This is a genomic window from Staphylococcus equorum (assembly GCF_029531845.1).
GTDB lineage: Bacteria > Bacillota > Bacilli > Staphylococcales > Staphylococcaceae > Staphylococcus > Staphylococcus equorum_C.
The window spans coordinates 115,377-139,027 of the sequence record NZ_JAMBPV010000001.1 but is presented as its reverse complement, the minus strand read 5'-3'; the positions used below and the strand labels follow the sequence as shown (position 1 = coordinate 139,027).

Annotated in this window: 26 protein-coding genes and 1 riboswitch; of the genes, 22 read left to right on the top strand and 4 right to left on the bottom strand. The window is 33.4% G+C overall.

Annotated features, from left to right (window positions below; translation table 11 throughout):
- Positions 1 to 21 precede the first annotated feature (21 nt).
- Positions 22 to 130, bottom strand: a riboswitch (SAM riboswitch).
- A gap of 181 nt (positions 131 to 311) precedes the next feature.
- Both M4L39_RS00650 and M4L39_RS00645 read left to right on the top strand, forming a co-directional pair.
- Positions 312 to 770, top strand: coding sequence for a hypothetical protein (locus M4L39_RS00650; protein ID WP_277580256.1), 459 nt, complete (start codon positions 312 to 314; stop codon positions 768 to 770).
- A 90-nt stretch (positions 771 to 860) separates the two neighbouring features.
- Positions 861 to 2,231 carry a purple acid phosphatase family protein gene (locus M4L39_RS00645; protein ID WP_277580255.1) on the top strand — a complete coding sequence of 457 codons (1,371 nt, stop codon included), beginning with the start codon at positions 861 to 863 and terminating at the stop codon, positions 2,229 to 2,231.
- Between the two features lie 158 nt (positions 2,232 to 2,389).
- Here the strand turns inward: M4L39_RS00645 and M4L39_RS00640 are convergent, their stop codons facing one another.
- Complete coding sequence (locus tag M4L39_RS00640; protein WP_277580254.1) at positions 2,390 to 2,998, bottom strand: GNAT family N-acetyltransferase; 609 nt, start codon at positions 2,996 to 2,998, stop codon at positions 2,390 to 2,392.
- Between the two features lie 289 nt (positions 2,999 to 3,287).
- Between M4L39_RS00640 and M4L39_RS00635 the strand changes: the two genes are divergently transcribed.
- Together M4L39_RS00635 and M4L39_RS00630 are read left to right on the top strand one after the other, a co-directional pair.
- On the top strand, positions 3,288 to 4,235 hold the full coding sequence (locus M4L39_RS00635) for a glycosyltransferase family 2 protein (protein WP_277580253.1): 948 nt from the start codon (positions 3,288 to 3,290) through the stop codon (positions 4,233 to 4,235).
- A 1-nt stretch (position 4,236) separates the two neighbouring features.
- Positions 4,237 to 5,721, top strand: a complete 1,485-nt coding sequence (locus tag M4L39_RS00630; protein ID WP_277580252.1) for a DUF6056 family protein — start codon at positions 4,237 to 4,239, stop codon at positions 5,719 to 5,721.
- 210 nt (positions 5,722 to 5,931) lie between these two features.
- On the opposite strand, the gene chrA is transcribed toward M4L39_RS00630, so the two are convergent.
- Both chrA and M4L39_RS00620 read right to left on the bottom strand, forming a co-directional pair.
- Positions 5,932 to 7,086, bottom strand: a complete 1,155-nt coding sequence (gene chrA, locus M4L39_RS00625) for a chromate efflux transporter (RefSeq protein WP_277580251.1) — start codon at positions 7,084 to 7,086, stop codon at positions 5,932 to 5,934.
- Between the two features lie 24 nt (positions 7,087 to 7,110).
- Positions 7,111 to 7,413, bottom strand: a complete 303-nt coding sequence (locus M4L39_RS00620) for a PadR family transcriptional regulator (protein ID WP_277580250.1) — start codon at positions 7,411 to 7,413, stop codon at positions 7,111 to 7,113.
- 276 nt (positions 7,414 to 7,689) lie between these two features.
- Here M4L39_RS00620 and M4L39_RS00615 point away from each other — a divergent pair, with 276 nt between their 5' ends.
- From M4L39_RS00615 to M4L39_RS00590, 6 genes are read left to right on the top strand one after another with little or no spacing between them, the layout of a single operon-like run.
- A complete protein-coding gene (locus M4L39_RS00615) occupies positions 7,690 to 8,343 on the top strand; it encodes a DUF2848 family protein (RefSeq protein ID WP_277580249.1) in 654 nt (217 codons plus the stop codon).
- On the top strand, positions 8,343 to 9,125 hold the full coding sequence (locus M4L39_RS00610) for a carbon-nitrogen family hydrolase (RefSeq protein ID WP_277580550.1): 783 nt from the start codon (positions 8,343 to 8,345) through the stop codon (positions 9,123 to 9,125). The genes M4L39_RS00615 and M4L39_RS00610 overlap by 1 nt, the downstream gene beginning before the upstream one ends.
- A gap of 25 nt (positions 9,126 to 9,150) precedes the next feature.
- Positions 9,151 to 10,137, top strand: a complete 987-nt coding sequence (locus M4L39_RS00605; protein ID WP_277580248.1) for a DctP family TRAP transporter solute-binding subunit — start codon at positions 9,151 to 9,153, stop codon at positions 10,135 to 10,137.
- A gap of 11 nt (positions 10,138 to 10,148) precedes the next feature.
- The gene (locus tag M4L39_RS00600) at positions 10,149 to 10,613 is read left to right on the top strand and encodes a TRAP transporter small permease (RefSeq protein ID WP_346818182.1); all 465 of its coding nucleotides are present in this window, start codon (positions 10,149 to 10,151) and stop codon (positions 10,611 to 10,613) included.
- The gene (locus M4L39_RS00595) at positions 10,610 to 11,887 is read left to right on the top strand and encodes a TRAP transporter large permease (protein ID WP_277580247.1); all 1,278 of its coding nucleotides are present in this window, start codon (positions 10,610 to 10,612) and stop codon (positions 11,885 to 11,887) included. The genes M4L39_RS00600 and M4L39_RS00595 overlap by 4 nt, the downstream gene beginning before the upstream one ends.
- A 20-nt stretch (positions 11,888 to 11,907) precedes the next feature.
- Positions 11,908 to 12,561, top strand: coding sequence for a GntR family transcriptional regulator (locus tag M4L39_RS00590; RefSeq protein WP_277580246.1), 654 nt, complete (start codon positions 11,908 to 11,910; stop codon positions 12,559 to 12,561).
- Positions 12,562 to 12,920: 359 nt separating this feature from the next.
- On the opposite strand, the gene M4L39_RS00585 is transcribed toward M4L39_RS00590, so the two are convergent.
- Positions 12,921 to 13,382: a helix-turn-helix domain-containing protein gene (locus M4L39_RS00585; RefSeq protein WP_277580245.1), complete on the bottom strand. Its 462-nt coding sequence runs from the start codon at positions 13,380 to 13,382 to the stop codon at positions 12,921 to 12,923.
- A gap of 217 nt (positions 13,383 to 13,599) precedes the next feature.
- On the opposite strand from M4L39_RS00585, the gene M4L39_RS00580 reads away from it, so the two are divergent.
- From M4L39_RS00580 to M4L39_RS00525, 12 genes are all read left to right on the top strand, one after another.
- Positions 13,600 to 13,821, top strand: coding sequence for a DUF3955 domain-containing protein (locus tag M4L39_RS00580; RefSeq protein WP_277580244.1), 222 nt, complete (start codon positions 13,600 to 13,602; stop codon positions 13,819 to 13,821).
- 276 nt (positions 13,822 to 14,097) lie between these two features.
- Complete coding sequence (fadH, locus tag M4L39_RS00575; RefSeq protein WP_277580243.1) at positions 14,098 to 14,862, top strand: 2,4-dienoyl-CoA reductase; 765 nt, start codon at positions 14,098 to 14,100, stop codon at positions 14,860 to 14,862.
- Positions 14,863 to 15,201: 339 nt separating this feature from the next.
- A complete protein-coding gene (locus M4L39_RS00570) occupies positions 15,202 to 16,041 on the top strand; it encodes a YitT family protein (protein ID WP_277580242.1) in 840 nt (279 codons plus the stop codon).
- A gap of 241 nt (positions 16,042 to 16,282) precedes the next feature.
- Complete coding sequence (locus tag M4L39_RS00565; RefSeq protein WP_277580241.1) at positions 16,283 to 17,026, top strand: GntR family transcriptional regulator; 744 nt, start codon at positions 16,283 to 16,285, stop codon at positions 17,024 to 17,026.
- Between the two features lie 102 nt (positions 17,027 to 17,128).
- The gene (locus M4L39_RS00560) at positions 17,129 to 17,548 is read left to right on the top strand and encodes a phosphonate C-P lyase system protein PhnG (RefSeq protein ID WP_277580240.1); all 420 of its coding nucleotides are present in this window, start codon (positions 17,129 to 17,131) and stop codon (positions 17,546 to 17,548) included.
- Between the two features lie 12 nt (positions 17,549 to 17,560).
- Entirely contained in the window at positions 17,561 to 18,127 is a 567-nt protein-coding gene (gene phnH, locus M4L39_RS00555; protein WP_277580239.1) for a phosphonate C-P lyase system protein PhnH, read from the top strand.
- Complete coding sequence (locus tag M4L39_RS00550; RefSeq protein ID WP_277580238.1) at positions 18,127 to 19,218, top strand: carbon-phosphorus lyase complex subunit PhnI; 1,092 nt, start codon at positions 18,127 to 18,129, stop codon at positions 19,216 to 19,218. The genes phnH and M4L39_RS00550 overlap by 1 nt, the downstream gene beginning before the upstream one ends.
- Positions 19,215 to 20,060 carry an alpha-D-ribose 1-methylphosphonate 5-phosphate C-P-lyase PhnJ gene (locus tag M4L39_RS00545; RefSeq protein WP_277580237.1) on the top strand — a complete coding sequence of 282 codons (846 nt, stop codon included), beginning with the start codon at positions 19,215 to 19,217 and terminating at the stop codon, positions 20,058 to 20,060. The genes M4L39_RS00550 and M4L39_RS00545 overlap by 4 nt, the downstream gene beginning before the upstream one ends.
- Positions 20,057 to 20,899, top strand: a complete 843-nt coding sequence (locus M4L39_RS00540; protein WP_277580236.1) for an ATP-binding cassette domain-containing protein — start codon at positions 20,057 to 20,059, stop codon at positions 20,897 to 20,899. Before M4L39_RS00545 ends, M4L39_RS00540 begins: the two co-directional genes overlap by 4 nt.
- A gap of 13 nt (positions 20,900 to 20,912) precedes the next feature.
- On the top strand, positions 20,913 to 22,103 hold the full coding sequence (gene phnM, locus M4L39_RS00535) for a phosphonate metabolism protein PhnM (RefSeq protein ID WP_277580235.1): 1,191 nt from the start codon (positions 20,913 to 20,915) through the stop codon (positions 22,101 to 22,103).
- Complete coding sequence (locus tag M4L39_RS00530) at positions 22,104 to 22,799, top strand: phosphonate C-P lyase system protein PhnL (protein ID WP_277580234.1); 696 nt, start codon at positions 22,104 to 22,106, stop codon at positions 22,797 to 22,799.
- Positions 22,799 to 23,650 (top strand): PHP domain-containing protein, encoded by an 852-nt coding sequence (locus M4L39_RS00525; protein WP_277580233.1) that lies wholly within the window; start codon positions 22,799 to 22,801, stop codon positions 23,648 to 23,650. Before M4L39_RS00530 ends, M4L39_RS00525 begins: the two co-directional genes overlap by 1 nt.
- The last annotated feature ends 1 nt before the right edge of the window (position 23,651 follow it).

Genomic DNA, 23,651 nt, shown 5'->3' with positions numbered 1-23,651 from the left:
TAAGAAGAGCTTCCGCACATCTTCTCATCTTTCAGTCCATAAAAGGAACTGTTGGAGTTAGCACATCGCTCGTTAGAGCTGTTGCTGGAGTTTCACAGGGCCAAATCCCTCCACTCGCTCTTAATAAGAGAACTATTCTATTTAAAAATACTATAACCAAAATTTAAAAGAATAGCAAATAACCTGGTCTAAATAAGCATTCCACATAAACATTTACTTCTATTTAATTTTGAATTAATACTATTTTGATAAATTGAAGGGAGTGAATAGTATTAATAAACACATAACTAAACTGGGAGTGGATAGGTTTTATGAAGAAAAAGTCATCGGGTATATTATTTAGTCTATCAGTTGCAGGATTTATAATTGCATCTTCAAATGCACATGCTAACACCTCAGGAGAGACAAACGAGCAAATACATAATGTTGAACAATCGGTAAATAAAGATGACAACATACAACAAAATATAACGTCGACAGAAGATAAAAACATTCCTTCTGAAGACACAACAAAAACAAATGATGAATCTAAAAATAACATAGATGCAGTAAAACAAAATGGACAGACGAGCATAAATCCATCAGATGAAAATCAAGCACAGCAAAAACAAAATGAGCAAAATATTACTGATCAAGAGACTCAAAATGAAGAACAAGGCCAGAAAATAAACAAAAAGCATACTGAAAACACAACTGATTCCAATGAGTATATAGCATCAAATCATAACCCAGGAAATACTGAACAAGAAGAAACAAAAGTAATAAATTAAAATACTAATAATACAACTATAGAAAAAAGTTTAGATCAATCACCTAATAAATCTACAGAACAACAGGATTCTCAAAAGACTAATACAAAGATGGACCAATCAGCGAAAGCAACAAATACTGAAACGGAAGAAACTGAACAATCATTAGATGAAACGGCACAGCCATCTCAAAACAATACTGAAAAATCAGCTAACGAATCTCAACAAGAGGCTCAAATGCAACAATCAAATAAACATCGCTATCCAATTTTAACAATTGGCGCAGATAATTCAGAAAAAAATCTCACTTGGCACCATGAATCAGATGAACAAGGTTATGTGGAAATTGCAGAAGCAAACAAAGCGGGAGACTTTTCTAATTCGAGACGTATTGAAGGACAAACGCATCAGGGGGATAATACGGACTTATTTTTAAATAAAGATGTACCAGATATGAATTATACACAAGCTACACTATCCAATTTAGAAGAAAATAGAGAATATATGTATCGTTTTTATAACGGTGACACTGGAGAGAAATCAGCAATACGTCGATTTGATACTAATAACAATGGCGAAACTAACTTTATTGCAGTAGCTGATTCACAGTTAGGTGCTTCAGGTAATTTGGAAGAAGATAATGCAGGATGGCAAAACACAGTAAATCAAATGGATAAATTAAACAAAGATCCTGACTTCTTATTGAGTTTAGGTGATCAAGTTAATGAACCTTGGGATGAAAAGGCTTATAGTGGCTTTATTGAAGCACAAGGTATGGAGAATTTTACAGTTGTACCTACATTAGGAAATCACGATAGAGCGAACAAAGCCTTTTCGCAACATTTCAATTTACCAAATTTACAAGATGATGGAAAAAACTTAGCAAGTTCCAATTTTTACTACACTCATAATGATACTTTGTTTGTAAGTTTGAATTCGGAAAGCTTAGATTTTAAAGGTCATGAAGAAACGTTACAACGCGCAATCAAAGATACAAAGGATCAGGATCCTAAATGGATTGTTGGTTTAACACACCGCAATCCATATTCTGCAGGTAAACATTCAGACACGCTAGCAACTAAAAATAGACGTAATCACATTGCGCCTTTGATGGAAAAATATAATGTTGATCTTGTCTTAGGTGGTCATGATCATTCTTATAGTCGTTCGCATATCATGAAAGGTAAAGACCCACAAGTACAGTGGGATGAAAATGGTGGAGCACCGCAATCTTATACAAATCCAGATGGCACAGTTTACATTACTTTAAATTCTTCGAGTGGCAGTAAATTTTATGAGCTCGATGGTGAAAAAGATTATGCTGCGAAATCGATTCAAGACAACAAGCCTACATTTAGTAAAGTAAATATAAAAGATTCATATATTGAAGTCCTAACATACCATGTGCCTCAAGGTTCAGAAGAGCTAGGAGAACCCATTGATAGTGTACGTATTAATAAAGAAGACACTACAAAACCATAAATGTTTTACATGAAACATTCATACTAAAACCGTATACATTAGTAGGGTTAGTCATCGGGTTGTCTGTCGGAACAATGCCGGGCGTCTAGAAATAACAATAAAGCACGCGCTTCGTATGTAAAAGAAGTGCGTGTTTTTCATATTTTACCAGGTAATTATTAACCAAGATATTTACGCATTTTATATACCTTAATACCGCCTTCGCCAGTTTCACCCACATAATCGTAACCTTGTTTCTCGTACAAGCGTTGAGCAGAAGTATTATTAATTTCTACCGTTAGTGAAATAGTATTATAGCCTTTATTTAGAGCAAGTTGTTCAGCGTAAGCGAGCAGTTTTTTGCCTATACCCATAACTCTAAATTGAGAGAGTGTAGCAAGCATGCTTACATGATATTCTCCAGAACTACCTTCATCTAAATTAACCAAAGCGACTATTGCTTTAAAGTTATTGATGAACTGTGGCACAATTTGCAGTTTCTGTATTTTTACTATCTGTTCGACAGTGGATAGTGTCTGACTTTCAAGTGTATCGTAAGGTAGACAAGAGATAGCACCAGCGGGTTGACCATCTACAAAAGCAATCATCGTGTTGTTATAGCTAAAGCGACTGCTATTTTGACGCCATAAACTTTGCATGCCTTGTTCAAGTTTAGATTCATCCTCTGTATTGAAAAAGACTTTGGCCATATCATCAATTGCTAATAGGTTAAAATACCCACCTTCTTGTAATTCAGGGTAGGCAGGTTTAATTGTTATATGTGACAAAAAGATCCTCCTTTTCTGATTCACGAATATTTTATATTAACATTTACCCTTAAAATGACATAAATAAATTGAATATCAAATTATTACACAAGAAGTTATTTGATTTTACGATGGTTAAATATATAAAGTATCAATGATATTGCAAATGAAATGAGCACTGTAATACACATAGCGCACTCGATAAAATCAGAATGTAGAAAATAGTTGATACATTCTGATTTGTTATATTGTATAATACTGTATATAAGATATTTTATATAAATATATTTCAAAGAGGTGCGCTGTTTTAATGATTAGAATATTGATACCATGCTTTAATGAAGAGTTTGTAATTAAACAAACCTATGATAAATTAACAGAAATTATGCAACATGATAGTTATATTAACGGTTATACATATGAACTGCTTTTTGTAGATGATGGCAGTAGAGACGAAACATTAGCAATAATTCAACAGTTATCTGAATTGGATAGTAGAGTGAAATACATTTCTTTTTCACGAAATTTTGGTAAAGAGTCTGCGATGTATGCAGGGTTGGAAGCAAGTACGGAAGCTGAGGCGTTAATAATCATAGACGGAGATTTACAGCACCCGCCGTCATTAATTCCACAAATGATTGTAGATTTTAGGAATGGTGAAGATCAAGTGGTGGCTAAAAGGGATAGAACTGGGGAACGTTGGTTACGTAAGCATCTGTCTAAAATGTATTATTTAATGATTAATAAAATGGTAGATGTTACCTTAAAGGATGGCATAGGAGATTTCAGGTTACTGAGTCAGCGTGCCGTTAAAGAAGTTGTGAAATTAGGGGAATACAATCGATTTTCAAAAGGATTATTTGCATGGATTGGCTTTGAGCCTAAAGTCATTGAATATCAAAATGTTCAACGTGAAGAAGGAGAGTCTAAATGGTCATTTAGTTCATTGTTAAATTATGGTATAGATGGATTGATTTCCTTTAATAATAGACCGTTACGTATTATTATTTATTTAGGAATGTCCAGTTGTTTGATGAGCTTTCTCTATATTGCTTTCAATTTAATTTATACATTGAGTTATGGTGTGTCCACGCCTGGCTATTTCACTACTATTTTTGCAGTGTTGTTCCTAGGTGGTGTGCAACTGACTTCTTTAGGTATTATTGGAGAATATATAGGTAGAATTTATTATGAAGTGAAACAGAGACCGTTATTTATTATACATAAGACGAATTTAAACAAACATGAGGTAAATTAATATGAAATCATTTAATTTGAACAAGATGTACCTGATAGTTACTGTACTATTTTTATTTTACTATTTTATGGCGTTCTTTTTACCGTTAACTCATGATGATTGGGATTGGTATAGTCAATATGGTGTGCAAATGTGGCAGGAAAAATATGCGAATTTAAATGGTCGCTATTTGGGTAATATTTTAGAAACGATAGCAGTCCGTTTAGATTGGTTTAGATGGATATCTTACGCGTTGATTAGCACGGTAATGATATATATCATTGTTCGTTTTACTCATAATACGAAACAACCAATATATTATTTAATAGCTTTCATACTTATGGTTACGATACCAAGTGAGATATACAAACAAACTTATGGATGGTTTGCAGGCTTTTATAATTATGTCCCAGCAACATTGTGTGTACTATACATTTTATGGTTCATTGTTACAGTTTTATTCGAACGAAGAGGGCTTACACCTGTAAATAATATTGTGTTTTATATTATTTGTTTTATTGGGCAGTTTTTTATGGAAAATACAACGCTCTTTAATAGTATGATTTTAGTGATAGCTCTAGGTTTGAACTTATTACTTTATCGACAAATAAACCCTAAATTTATAGTTGGTTTATTATTATCTGTGTCTGGCACAGTAATCATGTTTTTAAACCCAAATTATCGTAAAATATTTTTTGAGGGCAGCAGTTATCAGAATATATCGAGTGAAACAGGATTATTCGATAAAATATTCCATACGGTGACTACGACAATCCCAGATTGGGTCTTTTTCAATCAAATTGTGATTATATCTATGATTATTGCTGTTGTGTTAGTTATGTTATATCGAAGTACAGCACTACATAGCTTATCCAAGATAAAAATATGGCTGACAGTTACTGGTTTATTGATCTTGCCTATTTATTACTTTTTCATATATAAACAATTCGCATTACAAAATTTCCATTCAATCGCAATAGCAAATCTGCTCAATACTTTGATTTGTATTGTATTTTTAAGTGCAATGATTTATGCAATACATATAGTGATAGGGCAAAAGGAAATACGTTATACATTATATCTACTCCTAGCCTCAACTCTACTTGTATGTGCACCTTTAGTCATTGTATCACCACTCGGTCCAAGAAATTTTTATACGGTGTATGTAATCTATAGCATCATTTTGCTTATATTGTTTGTTCAGCTCAACGTCATACAGACGTTGTGGCGTAATATAGTTGTGGGGATGGCGATCATGTTTGGTTTTGTTTATTTAAGTGGTTTTTGCTACGTTTTTTATCAAAATGAGACGCGAATCTCAAATTTGAAACAAGAAGTAAAAACAGATCCAGATAAGGATTTCTATACGATGGAGAAACTACCGTTTGAACATTATTTACATCATGCAACACCAACCAGCGATAAATATAAAACTCTATTCAATAAATATGAAGGTTTGCCAGAAGATATAAAAGTTAAGTATGTGCCTTTTGGTAGCGAAGAATAATACCATAATTATGTCCTAGGAAATAATTATGAATATAGAATGAAAAACTGAGATGCGTATTATACGACGCACCTCAGTTTTTTATATCTTATGACTGTTCTTTGTCTAAAATAATTGCTTTATAATCGCGAACATCGATGTTTCTTAAGATTTCATTTTCGAGATGATGAATATGCTGTACTTTGGCCATACACAGTACAAAGTATCAATTTAATAAAACGTTATGCCAAGCACTAAACCTAAAATTACAATTAACCATGACGGAGCTTTACAGTAGGCTAGCAATACAAATAATATAGCAGCAAATGCGAAATCCATATGTGAATTTACGGATGATGTAAAAATAGGATCATACAGTGCTGCGATTAGAATACCAACTACACCCGCACTGACCGCTTTTAACATTGATTTAGCATAGCGATTCGCCTGCACGTGTTCCCAAAATGGTAAAACGCCAATTAATAGTAAAAAGGCAGGTAAGAAAATAGCGATTGTTGCGACAATACCACCTGGAATGCCAGACATTACGGTACCGATATATGTGGCAAAGGTAAATAATGGACCCGGCACTGCCTGTGTTAAAGCGTATCCTGTTAAAAAGTCGTTCGCACTGATCATATCCGTTGCGACAAATGCCTGTTCTAATAATGGTAAAACAACATGGCCACCGCCAAAAACAAGTGCACCTGAACGATAAAAATGATCAATCATACTTACCCATGAATTAGCTGTGAAGTAATTAATAATAGGTAAAATTAATAAAAAACTGAAAAACAGTGTAAGTGCAATGACACCAATTATTTTAGGAATATTGAATATTTTTATTGAGGGCTTACTTTCATCATTTTCTTTAAAGAGTAATAATCCAGCCAACGCCACGATAATTAATGCACCTAATTGTGACATAGGATGAATTACTGTGATTGCCATAACTAAAGTGAATAGCGCAAGGAGCTTTGTTTTTACATCAGGCAAAAGCTTCTTACCCATGCCAATAATGGCATTCAGCACGATGGCCACTGCGACTAATTTCAAGCCATGCGTCCAACCTAAATCATTGCTGTAAGCAAGGAGCAGCGTGGCACATAGCATTAATACAATAACTGAAGGCAATGTAAAGCCAATAAATGAAATGACACCACCAAGTAAACCTGCCTTCGTTATACCGATACCAAAACCTACTTGGCTACTTGCAGGACCAGGTAAAAACTGACACAACGCGACTAAATTTGTATATTGCTGTTCTGTGAGCCACTTCCTACGTTTGACGTATTCATCGTAGAAGTAACCGAGATGTGCTGTTGGCCCACCAAAAGACGTACAACCTAATCTTAGCGCGACCAAAAAGACTTCAAGATATTTCATTAGCGTAACCTCCCAGTTTATAAATTATACTTCGCCAACAAGCTCTTTTAATTTTTGTTGGCTTTTTGCTAACATTTCTTTGCCAAAAGAAGTGATGGTATAGTTCTTGCGTTGTTTGCCTGCTACAACATTTTTCTCACTAACGAGTAATCCTTCGTCTTCCATGCTATGTAGGAGGGGATACAACGTACCAGCACTCATCGTATAACCATGTTCTTGAAGCTCCTCAATCATCCAACTGCCATAGACAGGATGTTCACTCGCATGATGCAATATGTGAATATAAATAAATCCTAAAAACATACGTCTTTCTAATTTTGATTCCACATTTATCCATCCTCTCTAATCAATATATCGGAAATCGATATCGTATTTCGATATCAATGTATCATTTATATTTTTGCTTGAGGCTATATTTACATAAAATTTAAGAACTTATCATATTTTGTAATGTTTTTATAGCTAATTTTCGTAAGTAAGAAGAAATTTTGTTTATTTAGTGATGACTAGATAATATTTTTGAGATTAAAATTATAAAAATATTGTAAATATTCACTCTTTTAATGTACACTGTATAATGTATACATTAAAAGGGGTGTGAATATGAAATTTAAATTAGGTTATGAAGAAGTAGATTTAAGTTTTGAGAATGCTTACTGCATTGGATATTCAGGAAGAAATATTGAAAAGACAAAGGAGCATATAGCTGAATTAAAAGAACTAGGGGTACCTGAACCTAATTCAGTACCTGAAATTTATCCTTTAGATCCTTTACTATTTAGACAAAATAATTCCATTTCAATTATTGGTGATAAATCTAGTGGAGAAGCAGAAATTGTTATTATATTTAATGGTGATAAGCGCTATGTGACGCTTGGTAGTGATCACACTGATCGTGAACTAGAAACTGTGAGTATTCATAAGTCTAAACAATTGTGTGCAAAGCCAATTGCAAGCACTGTATGGAATTTTGCTGATGTGCACGAACACTGGGATGAATTAGAGCTAAGGTCATTCGTATTCGTAGATGGGGATTGGGAATTATATCAAGAAGATAAAGTGAGCAGTATTTTACCTTATAAAGATTTAATAGATTCGTTAAATAAAGATGGTGCTCATTTAAAAAATGCTGTTGTTTATTGCGGTACAGTTCCATTGGTTAGAGGATTTAAATATCCTAATGCGTTTAAAGCTGAGTTAGTAGATCCATCTAATAACAAATCTATTAGATTAGAATATGAGGTGAAAAAACTATGATCAACGTCCAATTATTTCAATTTAATGTTGCTTTAGGTAATTTCGAAAAAAACAAAAATAAAATAGCGCAATTATTTAGTGAGGAATTGCTAAAAACTACAAGCATTGTTGTACTACCAGAAATGTGGAATAACGGCTACGATTTAGAAAATTTAAATGATAAAGCTGACGATAATCTTAAATTAACTATAAAATTCATCTCAAATTTAGCTAAAGAATATAATGTGAACATTGTTGCAGGATCAGTTTCGAATAAAAAACAAGGTGAAGTTTATAATACATTGGTTGTTTTTAATAAGAACGGTGAACTCATTTATGATTACGATAAAATTCATTTGGTTCCAATGCTAGACGAGCCAAAATTCATGGCGGGGGGACAATTTTTACCACAACCTTTCAAATTAACGGATATAGATATGGGAGGCATTATTTGCTACGATTTAAGATTTCCTGAATCAACACGCCAAATGGCAGTAAATGGAGCTAAAGTGATATTTGTTGTTGCAGAATGGCCAGATTCAAGATTATATCAGTGGAGGCACTTAAATATTGCTAGAGCAATTGAGAATGCGGTATATGTTATAGCTTGTAATTCATGTGGAAGTGACGGCAAAACGACATATGCGGGACACTCTATGATCGTGGATCCGAGAGGAAACGTTATTAGAGAAGTAGGAGAAAGTGAAAGTACAATTTTTGCAGAAGTAGATGTGGAGCTCGTTCATGAAATACGTGAAAGTATACCCGTATTTAGAAATAGAAGAATAGATTTATATTCTTAATGAGCCTTTAAGGGGATGATATTTTATGAAAAGATTTATTTCATTTTCTTTATTAATAGTTTTAATATTAAGCGGTTGTCAAAGTGGTGAGGATAAAACTAAAGATGAAGAAGTAAAAACGATACGTTTAGCACACACTGGTGCAGATACACACCAATATAATATAGCTTCACAAAAATTCAAAGAATTAGTTGAAAAGAAATCTCAAGGTGAGTTAAAAGTTAATGTCTATGGAAATGGAAGCTTGGGTAATGAAGATGAGTTAGTAGATCAAACCATGACTGGCTCAATCCAAATGACTACTGTGGCAGCTGATAGTAGCTTGTCAAATACAATGCCAGAAATGAACATATTTGGTATACCTTATTTATTTGAAAATAAAGAAGATGTGTATTCTAAACTCGATGGCAAACCAGGAAAAGATTTACTGAAATTAGCGCAATCTAAAGATATGAAAGGTCTCGGGTATTGGGAAGTTGGGTTTAGGCATTTTACGAATAATAAAAGGGAAATAAAGCAGCCTGAAGATATGAAAAATCTTAAGCTAAGAGTGCAATCTGCAAAAGTATGGAATGAGCATTTAAAAGCTTTAGATGCAATACCCACACCGATTAGCTTTAGTGAATTATATTCAGCATTAGATCAAGGCGTTGTAGATGGACAAGAAAACCCGTTACCAACAATTGCATCTCAAAAACTATTTGAAGTACAAAAATATATTTCTTTAACAAATCATACTTACACACCTGCAGTTGTACTAATGAATCAAGATTATTATAAGAACCTTTCTGAGCAAGAGAAGAAAATAGTTAATGAAAGTATTGATGAATCAACGAAATATCAACGTAAATATATTGCGGACCAAGAACAAAAAATAAAAAAACAACTAAAAGACGAGGGCATGGTTATTACTGAAGTAAATCGAGATGAGTTTAAAAAGAATACTAGTGATGTACAGTCAGAAATCAATGATCAAGTACCTAAATCCATAATTCACCAATTTAGCGAATAAGGGGGATAAATATGAATAAATTAAATATAATAGAAAAGAAATTTATAACCGTTCTTACTCACCTAATGACCGTTTTTATGATTTTATCGATCTTGACTATATTCTTGCAGCTTCTTACACGTTTTGTTTTTAAAACTTCAATTTTTTGGTCACAAGAACTTTTAATGTTGTTTTTTGTGTACAGTATTTTATTTGGAGCAGTAGTATTAATGTATAATCAAGAGCATTTACAAGTTGATTTATTTGAAAAGTTACCTGAAAAATTAGAAAAAGCACTAGATTATTTTGTGAAAAGTGTTATTACAATCGTACTATTAATAATTTTTTATTATAGTATTTTACAAGTATATTTAAGTATAAGCGCGGGGCAAGTTATGACGTCTATGCCAATTGGCAGATGGATTATGTATATACCAATGCCAATATGTTTCATATTGATGATTTATTTTACTTGGAAGACAGGTGATAAATCATGATATTACTTCTAATTATATTGTTATTTATACTTATAATTATCAGAATGCCAATTGCATTTTCTTTAATGACTGTATCTATTATAGGAATTGGATGGACCGGCGTAGAATTTTTAGAAATTATACCTAGGAAAATGTATTTTGGTATAAATAATTTCTCACTTTTAGCTATACCTCTATTTGTATTAGCTGGAGAAATAATGTCAAAAGGCGGTATGTCTAAAAGAATCGTTGAATTCTCTAAACTGCTTATTGGACCATTGCCTGGTGGTTTAGCAATGGTTGTTATAATTTCGAGCGTGTTTTTTGCTGCGTTAACAGGTACAGCGATAGCTGCAGCAGCTGCAATAGGTGGCATGTTGTTACCCTTAATGAAAAAAGAAGGATATGATGAAGGTTTTTCTGCATCATTAGTTGCTTCGGCTGCAACTGTGGGGCCAATTATACCTCCCAGTATTATATTTATTTTATTTGGTGTTATGGCAAACCAATCTATAAGTGATTTATTTATTGGAGGAGTTGTTCCTGGTATTTTAATGGGGATTGGATTAATGATTTATAGTTACTTTGTAGGTAAAAAAGAAGGATATAAATCTATGGATAGTTTTCCACCTTTAAAAGATATACTCTTAGGATTTAAAGATGCTATTTTGGCATTATTAATGCCAGCAATTATTATAGGTGGTATTGTTAGTGGTTTATTTACCGCTACAGAATCTGGTGTGATTGCAGTTTTATATGCCATAATAATAAGTAGTGTTGTCTATAGAGAGTTGAATTTCAAGAAATTGTATGAAGCATTAATTAGTAGTACTAAGACTTCTGTTGGTATCATATTCTTAATAGGAAGTGCCGCAATATTTATTTGGTTTGTTTCCTTCAATAATGTTCCAGAACAACTACAGTCCATGTTAGGCGTTTTTGCAGATAATCCAATCTTACTATTACTCGTAATAAATATTGTATTATTAATAGCAGGTACATTTATAGATACGATAAGTGCAGTTACTATTTTTACGCCTATATTCTTACCATTAATTCTGGCAACAGATATAGACCCTATCCATTTCGGTGTAGTAATGGCTGTGAATTTATCTATAGGGATGATAACGCCACCAGTAGGAGTTTGTTTATTTGTAGTATCATCTATAAGTAAAGTGCATATTAAAAAAATTATTAAATCAGTTACACCACAATTAGCTATTCTAATTGTAATATTAATAATTGTTACTTACATGCCATGGTTAATTACTTACCCAGTTTCGTTATTTAAATAAATTCTCTAGGAGGTTCAAGGATGTATGATTCTTTAAAAAAAGTTAATAGAAATTCAATAAAACAAGAAATATATGATCAAGTTAAGCGTTCATTATTTAATAATGAATTACCACTTGACCAATTTATTACTGAAGTTGAATTATCTAATTTACTAGATGTCTCTCGTACACCGGTTAGGGAAGCAATAAATGAACTAGTGTTGGAACAACTTATGATTTTTAAACCGAGAAAAGGTTATAAAGTAAATACATTTACTAACCATGAAATTGATCAAATTTTCTTGTTAAGAGAATCACTGGAGATTGCTTGTGTACCTTTTATTGTACAAATAATAGATGAAGACCACATCCGTGATTTAAAAGCTATTATTGAAAAACAAATTAAAGCAGCTCAAAATGATGATTATTATACATTTATGTCATTAGACAAAAGTTTCCATACCTATTTAATGGAAATTATACAGTTTGAGTTATTTCTGAAGAGTTATAATGTACAACATGACTTATCGATTCTTATTGGAACGCAAGGATTAAAAAGCCAAGGAAGAATGATTGAAGTTATTGATGAACATAATGAGATAATGAATGCACTTTCACACAAAGATGAGAAAGCTATTGTAAATGCTATGAAATCTCATTTAGAGAAATCAATGACTGCGTTTAAAGTGAAATAGTTGTTGTTTTTATAGAAAATATTTCCCTTTATATAAGTTGAAACAATGAATGATAATAAATAATTGATGGTATTATATTATTATAAAAATAGTAGTGTTTTGTGCCGACGCTTGCGGGAAAAGCACTAGCTGAAGACTACAGGCTGAGGCAGCGCCCGCGTAAAGCGTGCACAAAAAACTGCCCAAAGAGTCACAGACTCTGTCTGTACCCTAAAAGAACGGCAAACAAAAATTGTTTGCCGTTCTTTTATATGTTGTTATGAAAATAGGTTAATCGAATATATAAAAGTAGATACATTTATATATTCGATATCTCAGCGTAACCTTGATTTAAATATAAAGTGTCACTCTCGCTATGATTAACAACGAGAATGTTTGTAGTGACTCATGAATATTAAAATTAAATTGATAAGTCCTACGATGAGGCCGCCTATCAGCGTATACAACCCAAGTGGTACAAGGAACCAAGGCTCATGGAGTATACCGTCTTGTAAAACGTAAGAGGGTATGACTAAGAAAAGTATCGCACAGGTAATACCAATCAATAATAGAATCATACTTACAATACTTAGACGTATGCGTTTGATACTTTTTCCATCATTAACGAGTTTATCTTTAATAATGTCATCGCCTAAGATTAAATCATCAAGTGACAAATGGAATGTTTTAGCGATATGCACAATCATTTCTATATCTGGTAAATATCTATTGTTTTCCCAAGCTGATACTGTTTGTCTGGATACATTAAGCTGTTTGGAAAGTTGTTCTTGTGTGAGTTGACGTTCTTTTCTAATCGTTTTAATTTGATTTCCAAAATCCATACAACCTTTCCTCCAATCTCTATATAGTGATCTTCTTCATGGAAGTTGTTGTTATGCGATTGCTAGCAACACTTTACACCTCATGCAAGACATACTGTCACTCTAAATAGAAATGTCTAGTGATGCTTTCTTTTATTAATTAATTCTATATTTGATAATAAAAACTTGAAAGAAGGCAGTTAATTGTCTAATAAATTTAGGAGGTTATCTACAGATTATGAGTAAAAAATTATTTTTTTCAAGTGTTTTCTGCATGATTTTTGGAATTTTAATGGGAGGTTTATTTACTGTTTTATCTAGTCATGTCAATCAAGATGGCATATTACGGGAACCATGGTTTTTAGTCGAATTTGGATTGTTTTTTGTGGCACTAGGGACACTATTAATGTTTGTGGCTATAGTAAAATATTTATACTATTATTTTGTACAATATAAATAATAACATTTTGAAGAGTCTGAGACATGCATGTCTCGGGCTCAATTGTTATATTGGCAGGAACTGACTGATAACTATATACATTTTTTAATAATTTTAGATTTCTGTCTCACTCCTTTTCAAATTTTCAACAGACTACATTCTAATATTATTAATTACTCATTTTAAAACAAAAATAAGATAATTTACTAAAACAGTAAAATTAATGTACAATAATATGTAAGCGCTTACTAATTTATTTGAATCGTATTATATCAAGCTTTTTAAAGGAGAATGTAAATGAAGGACAAAGTGATGATGATAACGGGCGGTAGTAGTGGCATGGGCAAAGCAATGGCTAAACGATTTGCTGAAGAAGGGGCCAAAGTAGTCATAACTGGTCGCTCAATAGAACGACTTGAAGTTGCTAAAAAGGAAATTGAACAATATGAAGGTCAAGTACTATGTATAGACATGGATGTGCGTGATCCAGAGCGCGTGCAATATACAGTAGATGAGACGATAAAAACATTTGGACAGATAGACGGTCTTGTGAATAATGCAGCGGGGAATTTTATTTGCCCTGCAGAAGATTTATCAATTAATGCGTGGAATTCAGTTGTAGATATTGTATTAAATGGTACGTGGTATTGCACACAAGCAGTAGGTAAAGAATGGATTGAAAAGGGTCAGAAAGGACGTATTTTGAACATGGTTGCGACGTATGCTTGGAGATCTGGACCGGGCGTTATTCATTCTGCAAGTGCGAAAGCTGGCGTCCTTGCAATGACGAGAACACTTGCAGTGGAATGGGGCTCTAAATACGGTATTACAGTTAATGCCATTGCGCCTGGACCAATTGAAAATACGGGTGGTGCAGGAAAATTAAGTCTATCTGAAGAGGCACGTCAACAAACACTTGACAGTGTGCCAGTCGGTAGAATGGGTCAACCTGAAGAAATTGCAGGATTGGCTAAATTTTTATTCTCAGATGATGCTGACTATATCAATGGCGCTTGCATGACTATGGATGGCGGACAATGGCTCAATCAGAATGCGTTTTAAGCAATTCGCAGTTTATATATGTATATAAAAGACAAATCTGACGAGTGACATTGTTTGATTTGTCTTTTTAATTCAACGCTAGTTCTAATAAATAATAAAAGCAACGGATCCAATTACAATTTATAAAACAAATTAACCTTATTCAATTGAAATAAATGACCTTTTCTACTATTATATATACTTGTGCTAAAAAAATAATAAAAATTATATCTTTCGAAACTTTTTGGTTAATAACTGAAAAGTTTCTTTTTATGTCGTGCTGTCTAGTCGATCAATATAAATGAAATAAAACAGTAGGAATGAGTGGTTTTCAAATTAAAAGAAAGAGGTGTTATTGGGATGTTATACAAAATCCATTTTAAAAATATATGTTTCTGTATTTTAGGAACATTTCTTATAGGTATAGGAATCAATGCGTTTGTAATAGCTGCTAATTTGGGAGAAGGCGGTACAGTAGGTATTTCGCTAAACCTAAAATATACGTTAGGTTTATCACCGGCAATTACCTCTCTAATTATAAATATGATATTAATTGCGGTAGGTTGGAAGTATTTAAGTAAAACGACCGCAGTTTATACATTGATTACAGTAATTTCGAGTTCAGCATTTTTAGGACTAACTGAAGCGTTTAATATGCATCTTGAATCTGATTTTATAAATACAGTGTTTTCTGGCGTGCTAATTGGTGTCGGCAGTGGACTTGTAATATCAGCGCGCAGTACATTAGGTGGCACTTCCGTTATTGCTAAAATTATAAATAAATACACTGAAATCAAAACTTCTCAAGCGTTGTTTATTCTTGATTCAATCATTGTGTTATCTTTCTTGATCGTTCTTCCCGTGCAAAATGTTCTATATACCATTGTTATGCTCTTTATAGTTGAGAAAAGTATGGCATTTGTAATAGAAGGTTTTAATCCTAAAAAAGCAATTACAATTATTTCGAATTATAATAATGAAATTAGTACGGATATTAATAAAGAAACAGGTAGAGGTTCAACATTATTAAATGGTGTCGGTGGCTATGAACGAAAAGAGACGAATGTGCTTTACGTCGTCGTACCGCAAAACCAATTATCAAGAATTAAGAAAATCGTTAACGCTCATGACGAAAATGCTTTTCTTGTTATTCATGATGTGCGAGACGTCTTAGGGAATGGCTTTATGAAAATACAGTAACTAGTCAAAATGAAAAGTAGAGGAATTTTTATTGTAGACCGCCCATCTGATTCTATTGGAAGCGGTAATTGAGGCATGATATAATTTTTATATATAAGGCACAGCGTATTTTATATTATAGCGAAGTAATTTTATTATACGAAGTGCCTTATTTTTGTAGTAAAATCATACCAATTATTGATATTAAAATATAGGATTTTATAACTGTATTAATATGTATTTTACAGTTAGGGGGAACGTTATGAATTTTGATGAATTTAAAGTATCTAAAGAGGCGGAAATTAGAGGTTTAATTCACAAAGAATTTTTGAAACTAGGATTAAAAGCGGGAGAAAAAATACCTAGTGAAAATGAATTAGCAGATCAATTTAACATCAAGCGTATAGATATTCGTGCTGCATTAGTCCAAATGGAAAAAATGGGCCAATTAAATAGTAAACAAGGCGTCGGCAGATTTATGAAAGATAGCTTACCGGCAATTGAATTAGAAATTTTTGATAAAAAAAGTTTTTCGGAAAAAATGGCTTTGCAAGGCATACCTTATGAGACGAGAGTTATTTTTGCAGATTATGCAGATGAAATAACGCAAAAGAAATATCAAGTAGCACTTAATTGTTCAGAAGATACTAGAATATTTGTTATCGCTAGAGTAAGAGTGGTATATGGTTTGCCTTCTGCAATTCATATTTCTTATATTCGTACAGATCTTTTTCCAGATATCAGTGAAAAGGCCCAAACAATACAATCTGTATTCAAATATTTTAAAAGTAAAGGCCATGTAAATTTAAAAGCAGAGGAAATGGTTTTACATACAAACTTTCCAACTATAAGTGAACAAGCGTATTTAGAATGTAATGAACTTGTGCCATTGATTATGTATGACACGGAAACGGTGGATCAAGACACAGGAATTACATTAGAAAAAATAAAAATTAAATATAGAAGCGACTTATTTAAACACAAAATATCATTAAATAACGAATAAACCAATTTTTAATTGGTTTATTTTTTTTACAATTTTTACAAACACTTAAAGTTCACTGGCTTGGCAACAAGTTAACATTAAATATGTAAGGGAGGCAGACAGATGAATAAAAAAATATGGACATCATTATTTATTAGATATGGCAGAGCAGAAGCAGTGTCATTTTATAACAAGCATCAAGATTCTTTCGACTTTCAAATCATTTCAGAAGCAAAAACAGGTTTAACAATGGTGAAAGTGAGAGAACATGCTGAAAATAGTTTGTTTTACCTAGGTGAAGTATTAATTACAGAAACGAAAATAAAAAAAGATGAACATATTGGGTTAGGTGTAGTAAAAGGTGAAGATATGCAATTCAGTGAAGCGATGAGCTTTATTGATTTATGTATGAAAAAAGAATATTTCCAACAAGAGTTAGCAGATATTTTAACGGAATTAGAAAATATTCAAACAGAAGTTGAACAAATCAAAACACAAGCACTGCTTGAAACTAAAGTGGATTTCAGCATGATGAACGAATAGGAGGACATACACGTGATAAGCGACACAATATTAGCTACCCAGCAAATGTATAGAATGTTATTAGATTTGAGCAGTCATCCAGGAAAAATAGAAACATTTCGTGATGAAACGATTAACGAGACATCATATAGTGATGCTTTGATAGCTACAACGAACACATTATTTGATAACGAAATCGCATTTTACTTGGAAAATGATCAAGAAAGCAAAGTAATCAGTGCGATTACTGGTGCGCATAGAACAAATATCATCGCTGAGAGTGATTTTGTGATTACGACAGAAACATTGTTATCTACAGCACAATTATTACAATTGAATAAAGGTACGTTATTATCTCCTGAAAAATCATCTACATTGATGATTGAAATAGAAAGTATTGGATCTGGATATTTATATAGGTTAACTGGTCCAGGTATAAAACATCACACGGACTTACAATTATCTATTAGCCCTGAAATAATCGAACAAAGAACGCAAATGTGCGAAGAATTTCCGATGGGTGTAGACTTCATTATTTGTGATAAAGATAATCATATTGTATTTATTCCGAGAACTACAAATGTGGAGGTGCTGAAGTAATGGGTTACGTTGCGGTAAAAGGTGGACAACAAGCAATTGAAGCTTCTATTGAACAATACAAACAAAAAACAAATTATGATAGTGACCGCTTAACTGTGGAAGATATTCTACTAACGATGTCACAACATATTAACCAGATTATGTCTGAGGCAAGCCTATATGATAGAAAGCTTGCAGCACTAGCCATTAAACAATCAAGTGGCAATATGGAAGAAGCGGTGTTTTTATTACGTGCACATCGATCTACATTGCCAAGATTACATTATTCAACAGTGACTAATACGAGAAATATGTTTGTGGAACGCAGAGTTTCAGCAAGTTTCAAAGATATCCCAGGTGGGCAGATTCTTGGCGCTTCTCCTGACTTCACTCATCGTTTACTTGATGACTCTATAGCGGTGGCAGATACGGAAGGTAAGCCAAATCAATACAAACAACATACAACGACAAACACAATAAATTACCCATTAAATGCTTTACCTAAAGTCATTGATTATTTAGAAGATGAAGGATTATTCACTAAAGAACCGGAATGTAATGACGAACCTGATGATATTACTAAAAAAACCATAGAATTTCCAAGTTCGAGAAGTGAGAGACTACAAGCTTTAACTCGTGGGCAAACGGGTGCAGTGACATCACTTGGCTATGCAGAAATACGAGGGTACGGTAATACGGCACATCCTAATATTGGAGAATGTAGAGTAGGCCAACAACCTGTTTATATTCAACCATTTGAAGATGAAGATGCGTACTTTGTCGGTGACATTGAGTTAACGGAAGTCGAAGCATTTATGCCTGTATCTAAGTCACAAAAAAACGAAGATGGGCATGTAGAGCAAGAATTTAATATTGGTTATGGTATTACTTTTGGTCAAAATGAGACAAAGGCGATTGCTATGAGTGTATTAGATTATAGTTTAAGTCATCCAGAAGGTGACGCTGCTACATGTGATGATGAATTTGTATTGTTACATATCGATTCAGTAGAGTCTACAGGCTTTATTTCACATTTGAAGTTACCACATTATGTGACATTCCAATCTGTATTAGACAGAGTGAGACAAACAAAAAGGGGTGGAGGATCGTGAAACAAAACTTTGCATTTTTAGACGAGCATTCCAAAAAAGAAATTAGAAGAAAAACATTGAAAGCTGTTGCCATTCCAGGATACCAAGTTACTTTTGCTTCTAGAGAACTCCCTATTGCAAGAGGTTGGGGCACAGGCGGCCTACAATTAACACTTTCTCTTATCGGTCGTGAAGATATATTGAAAGTCATTGACCAAGGATCAGATGATTCGGTGAACGCAGTAAATATTAAAAAATTAATTCAAAATACCACGCAGGTTACTGATACGATACATACTGCTGAGGCGACTGTCATACAGTCTCGACATCGTATACCAGAAGTACCATTAAAAGAAGGACAAATACTTGTATTACAAGTCCCGCTACCTGAACCGTTACGACCTGTAGAGCCATCAGAACGTAAAACTAAATTATTACATGCTAATAAAGAATACAGTGGTGCTTGGCTAAAACTTTTTGAAGAAATCATGAAACATGGTCATGTAACAGGGAACGCAGACTATCCGGTCCTAGTTGAAGATCGTTACGTTATGGCACCAAGTCCGATTCCCCGTTTTGATAACCCAAAAATGAATCAAAATGAAGGATTGATTTTACTTGGGGCAGGCCGTGAAAAGAAAATATACGCTGTGCCACCATTTACCAAAGTAGAATCATTAGCGTTTGATGATTATCCATTTGAAATAGAGTCATTTGAAGATAAGGAGTGCCGTACTTCAGGTCTCACAGAAGTTTATATGGATGAATTGGTTGATGAAGATACAGACGAAACATATTACATCACTAACGATACAAGTTATATGTTAGAGCAGTTAAACAAAGAGGAGGCAATATCTAAATGATAAAAAATAAAGATGTTGTGATGCAAGTTGAAAATTTAACGAAAGTCTTTGGTGATGGTTGCGATGATTGTATCGGTCATACAGAGCATTTACATAAAAATGTATGCCCCTCGTGCCAATCCGTATATGCGTGTAGAGATGTTTCTTTCGATGTGAACAAAGGAGAAATACTGGGTATTGTTGGTGAAAGTGGTAGTGGTAAAAGTACGGTGATGAAAATGTTGTACTTTGATCAGCATCAAACACAAGGTCAGTGTTATATCTCGAACTTTGAAGAGGGTGAGCAAGATGTTTTTTCAGTATCTAGCCAGAAGCAAGGACAAATCAAAAACGAAATGCTCGGTATGGTATACCAAAACCCAATTCATGGTTTGAAAATTAATTTTTCGTCAATCAGTAATATAGCAGAAAAGTTAATTGCTAGCGGCTCTAGGAATGTTAAAGAGATGACAGAGCGCGGAGATTATTTCCTGGGAAAAGTGAAGATACCACTAAACCGTAAATATGATCCGCCGATTCACTTTTCAGGAGGTATGCAACAACGTGTACAAATAGCTAAAGCATTATCTAATTATCCACCTATTTTATTGTTAGATGAAGTGACAACTGGTCTTGATTTGTCAGTGCAAGCAGATGTTCTTGAATTGATTAAAGCGATTCAAAGGGAAATGCAAGTAAGCATGATTGTGGTATCACATGACCTAGCGATTATAAGAATGTTGTGTGATCGGACATTAGTCATGCTGAATGGCGAAGTCATTGAACATGGTGTGACTGATCAAATATTAGAAGATCCAAAACACGAATATACGCAACAACTTGTGTATTCAATTTTATAAGAGGTGAAAAATTGTGCGAGTTATCAAAAATTGTCATTTAGTGTGTGAAAATAAAATTGTGAGTGATTCAGCATTAGTAATTCAAGGTCAACGTATTGCTGACATCATTCCTATTGAAAATATTACGAGTTTACCTGATACATTCGAAGTTATCGATGCTAAAGGTGGTTATGTTACACCAGGATTTATAGATATTCATTCAGATTACATTGAAAATTTAACAGCGCCTAGACCTACATCACTTATGGATATCAAATTAGGTATCAGAGAAGCGGAGCGCATCTTAAGTTCACAAGGCATTACGACAATGTTTCATTCTTTATCCATATATAACGAAGACATTTTAGAGTATAAGCCAATTAGACGCCCAGAAAATGTAAGTCGTTTAATTGATGAAATTAATCAAACAAGGAATGAGCAACGACTCATACGTCATAGATTACATGCGCGTTTTGAAGTGGAATCTGTAACTCAAGTGTCTAGTTTACTTAATTATTTAAAAAAAGATAGCATCCACTTATTAAGCTTTATGGACCATACACCAGGACAGGGTCAATACCGTGATATTCAAGGATATGTGGACACAATTAAGGGTTATCAAAAATTGAGTACAGATGAAGTACACGTGAAAATAAAAGAAAAACAAGCGACAGCACATATCACGCAAGAAGATATGAAAGAACTCATAAATAAAGCACATGAAAAAGGCGTTGGTATTGCTTCACATGATGATGACCAAATTGACAAGGTGGACTTCAATCATCAATTAGGTATGCAAATATGTGAATTTCCAATCACTTTAGAGGTTGCTAAACACGCCTATCAAAAGGGTATGTATACTGCTGTTGGTGCACCTAACGTGTTATTAGGTGGGTCACATTCAGGGAATTTAAGTGCACTAGAAGCAATACAAGAAGGGTGTGCCTCTATCCTTTGTAGTGATTACTATCCTGCATCATTATTATATTCTGTTTTTAAATTGCATAGAGTGGAAGGTTATCCATTGCCACAAGTGATGAAACTTATTACGATTAATCCAGCAAAAGCAGTGAACATGGATGATGAGATTGGATCTATAGAAGTTGGCAAGAAGGCCGACTTAAACATTATTCAATTCAACGAAGATTATCCTGTCATTACAGAATGTATTGTCGATGGAAAAATAATTAGTCAATATCATTATAGAATGGAAGGAGTGCAGTAAATGTTAACTGTGAATAACCTAGGTAAATATTTTGAGATACATCATTTAAATCAACGTCGAAAAGCGATTGAAAATATAAATTTCAAAGTAGAAAAAGGTGGATTCTTAGGCATCGTAGGAAAAAGTGGTAGCGGGAAGTCTACGATATTGAAATGTATATATGGAACGTACCAACCACAAGTTGGTCAAATATTATACCAGTCCAAAGATGATGGTGAAGTAGATTTACATCAAATTCCGGATCGCCAATTAATTCAATTAAGAAAATATGAAATTGGTTATGTTTCTCAATTTTTAAAAGTAATGCCAAGGACGACAACGTTAGAACTTGTTGTTCAATCGCTATTAGAAATGTCTGTACCTTATGACAAGGCAGTTGAAAAAGCAAAAGAGACGTTACGTCATTTTGATATCCCTGAAGCACTTTGGGATAACTATCCCAATACATTTAGTGGAGGCGAAAAATTAAGACTTAATATCGCTTGCGCCATTGTAAAATCACCAAGGTTGTTATTGTTAGATGAACCTACAGCATCGTTAGACCACGCTTCGAAGTTAAAAGTTAAAGAAGCAATCACTAAATTAAAACAGGATGGTACAACATTGATTGGTATCTTCCATGATTTAGAATTTATGGAAAATTTATGTGATCAAGTCTATGATATGTCTACGAAAGAAGTAGGGGAGCTCGTATAATGACAGCTAAAGCATTAGTAGATTTACATGTACATAGTCACATTTCAGACGGTTCAGATAGTATTAATGAACTACTTCACAAAGCACATGAACAACGCATTCAAACGCTAAGTATTGTGGATCATGACACGACAGATTCATATTCATTGGCACAAGCAAAAGCACAAGAACTGAATATTAATTTAATACCAGGCATTGAAATATCGTCCTTTGATTTCAAACGCAATAGGAAAGTACATGTTCTTGGCTACAATTATCACTTGGATGCACCTCATATACGTGCCATTACGCAACCTTTGCAAGAAAAGAGACATGAACACTCTATCAAGCAAATTGAGGCACTTCAGAGTGCAGGCATAAATATTCAATTAGAGGAAGTTAACAATATTGCACAAGATTCTACTGTCATCTACAAGCAACATATTATGGATGCAATCACGGGTTTTGATTACAATTCGACAGAATATAAACAATTATATAGAAAATTATTCAAAAATGATGGACCTGCTGCAGGTGATATTGAATATATCGATTACAAAGATGCAATTCGAGCAATTAAACAAGATCAAGGCATTGCTGTCATTGCACATCCTGGACAATTAGATAGTTATGATGCAATCGAAGAAGCTATAGCGTTAGGGGTAGATGGCATTGAACTTTATCATCCAGATCATACATTAGAAGATATAAAAAAAGTGCTTACTATTGCTGAACGACACAACTTATTACTTACTGGTGGTTCAGATTATCATGGTTCGTATGGTGAACGTGTAAATATGGGTTTATACGAACATTTACTAAATTTAAATTTGTCAGATGAAACTTTAATCTCAAAAGTTAAGGAGAATTAAT

Excerpts from the sequence above, each read along its gene's own strand:
- M4L39_RS00615 (WP_277580249.1), top strand. The coding sequence starts at position 7,690 with ATGAAATTTAAATTAGGTTATGAAGAAGTAGATTTAAGTTTTGAGAAT.
- M4L39_RS00530 (WP_277580234.1), top strand. The coding sequence starts at position 22,104 with ATGTTAACTGTGAATAACCTAGGTAAATATTTTGAGATACATCATTTA.
- M4L39_RS00650 (WP_277580256.1), top strand. The coding sequence starts at position 312 with ATGAAGAAAAAGTCATCGGGTATATTATTTAGTCTATCAGTTGCAGGA.
- M4L39_RS00590 (WP_277580246.1), top strand. The coding sequence starts at position 11,908 with ATGTATGATTCTTTAAAAAAAGTTAATAGAAATTCAATAAAACAAGAA.
- M4L39_RS00600 (WP_346818182.1), top strand. The coding sequence starts at position 10,149 with ATGAATAAATTAAATATAATAGAAAAGAAATTTATAACCGTTCTTACT.
- M4L39_RS00630 (WP_277580252.1), top strand. The coding sequence starts at position 4,237 with ATGAAATCATTTAATTTGAACAAGATGTACCTGATAGTTACTGTACTA.
- M4L39_RS00570 (WP_277580242.1), top strand. The coding sequence starts at position 15,202 with ATGTTATACAAAATCCATTTTAAAAATATATGTTTCTGTATTTTAGGA.
- M4L39_RS00565 (WP_277580241.1), top strand. The coding sequence starts at position 16,283 with ATGAATTTTGATGAATTTAAAGTATCTAAAGAGGCGGAAATTAGAGGT.
- M4L39_RS00560 (WP_277580240.1), top strand. The coding sequence starts at position 17,129 with ATGAATAAAAAAATATGGACATCATTATTTATTAGATATGGCAGAGCA.
- M4L39_RS00540 (WP_277580236.1), top strand. The coding sequence starts at position 20,057 with ATGATAAAAAATAAAGATGTTGTGATGCAAGTTGAAAATTTAACGAAA.
- M4L39_RS00525 (WP_277580233.1), top strand. The coding sequence starts at position 22,799 with ATGACAGCTAAAGCATTAGTAGATTTACATGTACATAGTCACATTTCA.
- M4L39_RS00605 (WP_277580248.1), top strand. The coding sequence starts at position 9,151 with ATGAAAAGATTTATTTCATTTTCTTTATTAATAGTTTTAATATTAAGC.
- M4L39_RS00595 (WP_277580247.1), top strand. The coding sequence starts at position 10,610 with ATGATATTACTTCTAATTATATTGTTATTTATACTTATAATTATCAGA.
- M4L39_RS00645 (WP_277580255.1), top strand. The coding sequence starts at position 861 with ATGGACCAATCAGCGAAAGCAACAAATACTGAAACGGAAGAAACTGAA.
- M4L39_RS00585 (WP_277580245.1), bottom strand. The coding sequence starts at position 13,382 with ATGGATTTTGGAAATCAAATTAAAACGATTAGAAAAGAACGTCAACTC.
- M4L39_RS00580 (WP_277580244.1), top strand. The coding sequence starts at position 13,600 with ATGAGTAAAAAATTATTTTTTTCAAGTGTTTTCTGCATGATTTTTGGA.
- M4L39_RS00550 (WP_277580238.1), top strand. The coding sequence starts at position 18,127 with ATGGGTTACGTTGCGGTAAAAGGTGGACAACAAGCAATTGAAGCTTCT.
- chrA (WP_277580251.1), bottom strand. The coding sequence starts at position 7,086 with ATGAAATATCTTGAAGTCTTTTTGGTCGCGCTAAGATTAGGTTGTACG.
- M4L39_RS00635 (WP_277580253.1), top strand. The coding sequence starts at position 3,288 with ATGATTAGAATATTGATACCATGCTTTAATGAAGAGTTTGTAATTAAA.
- fadH (WP_277580243.1), top strand. The coding sequence starts at position 14,098 with ATGAAGGACAAAGTGATGATGATAACGGGCGGTAGTAGTGGCATGGGC.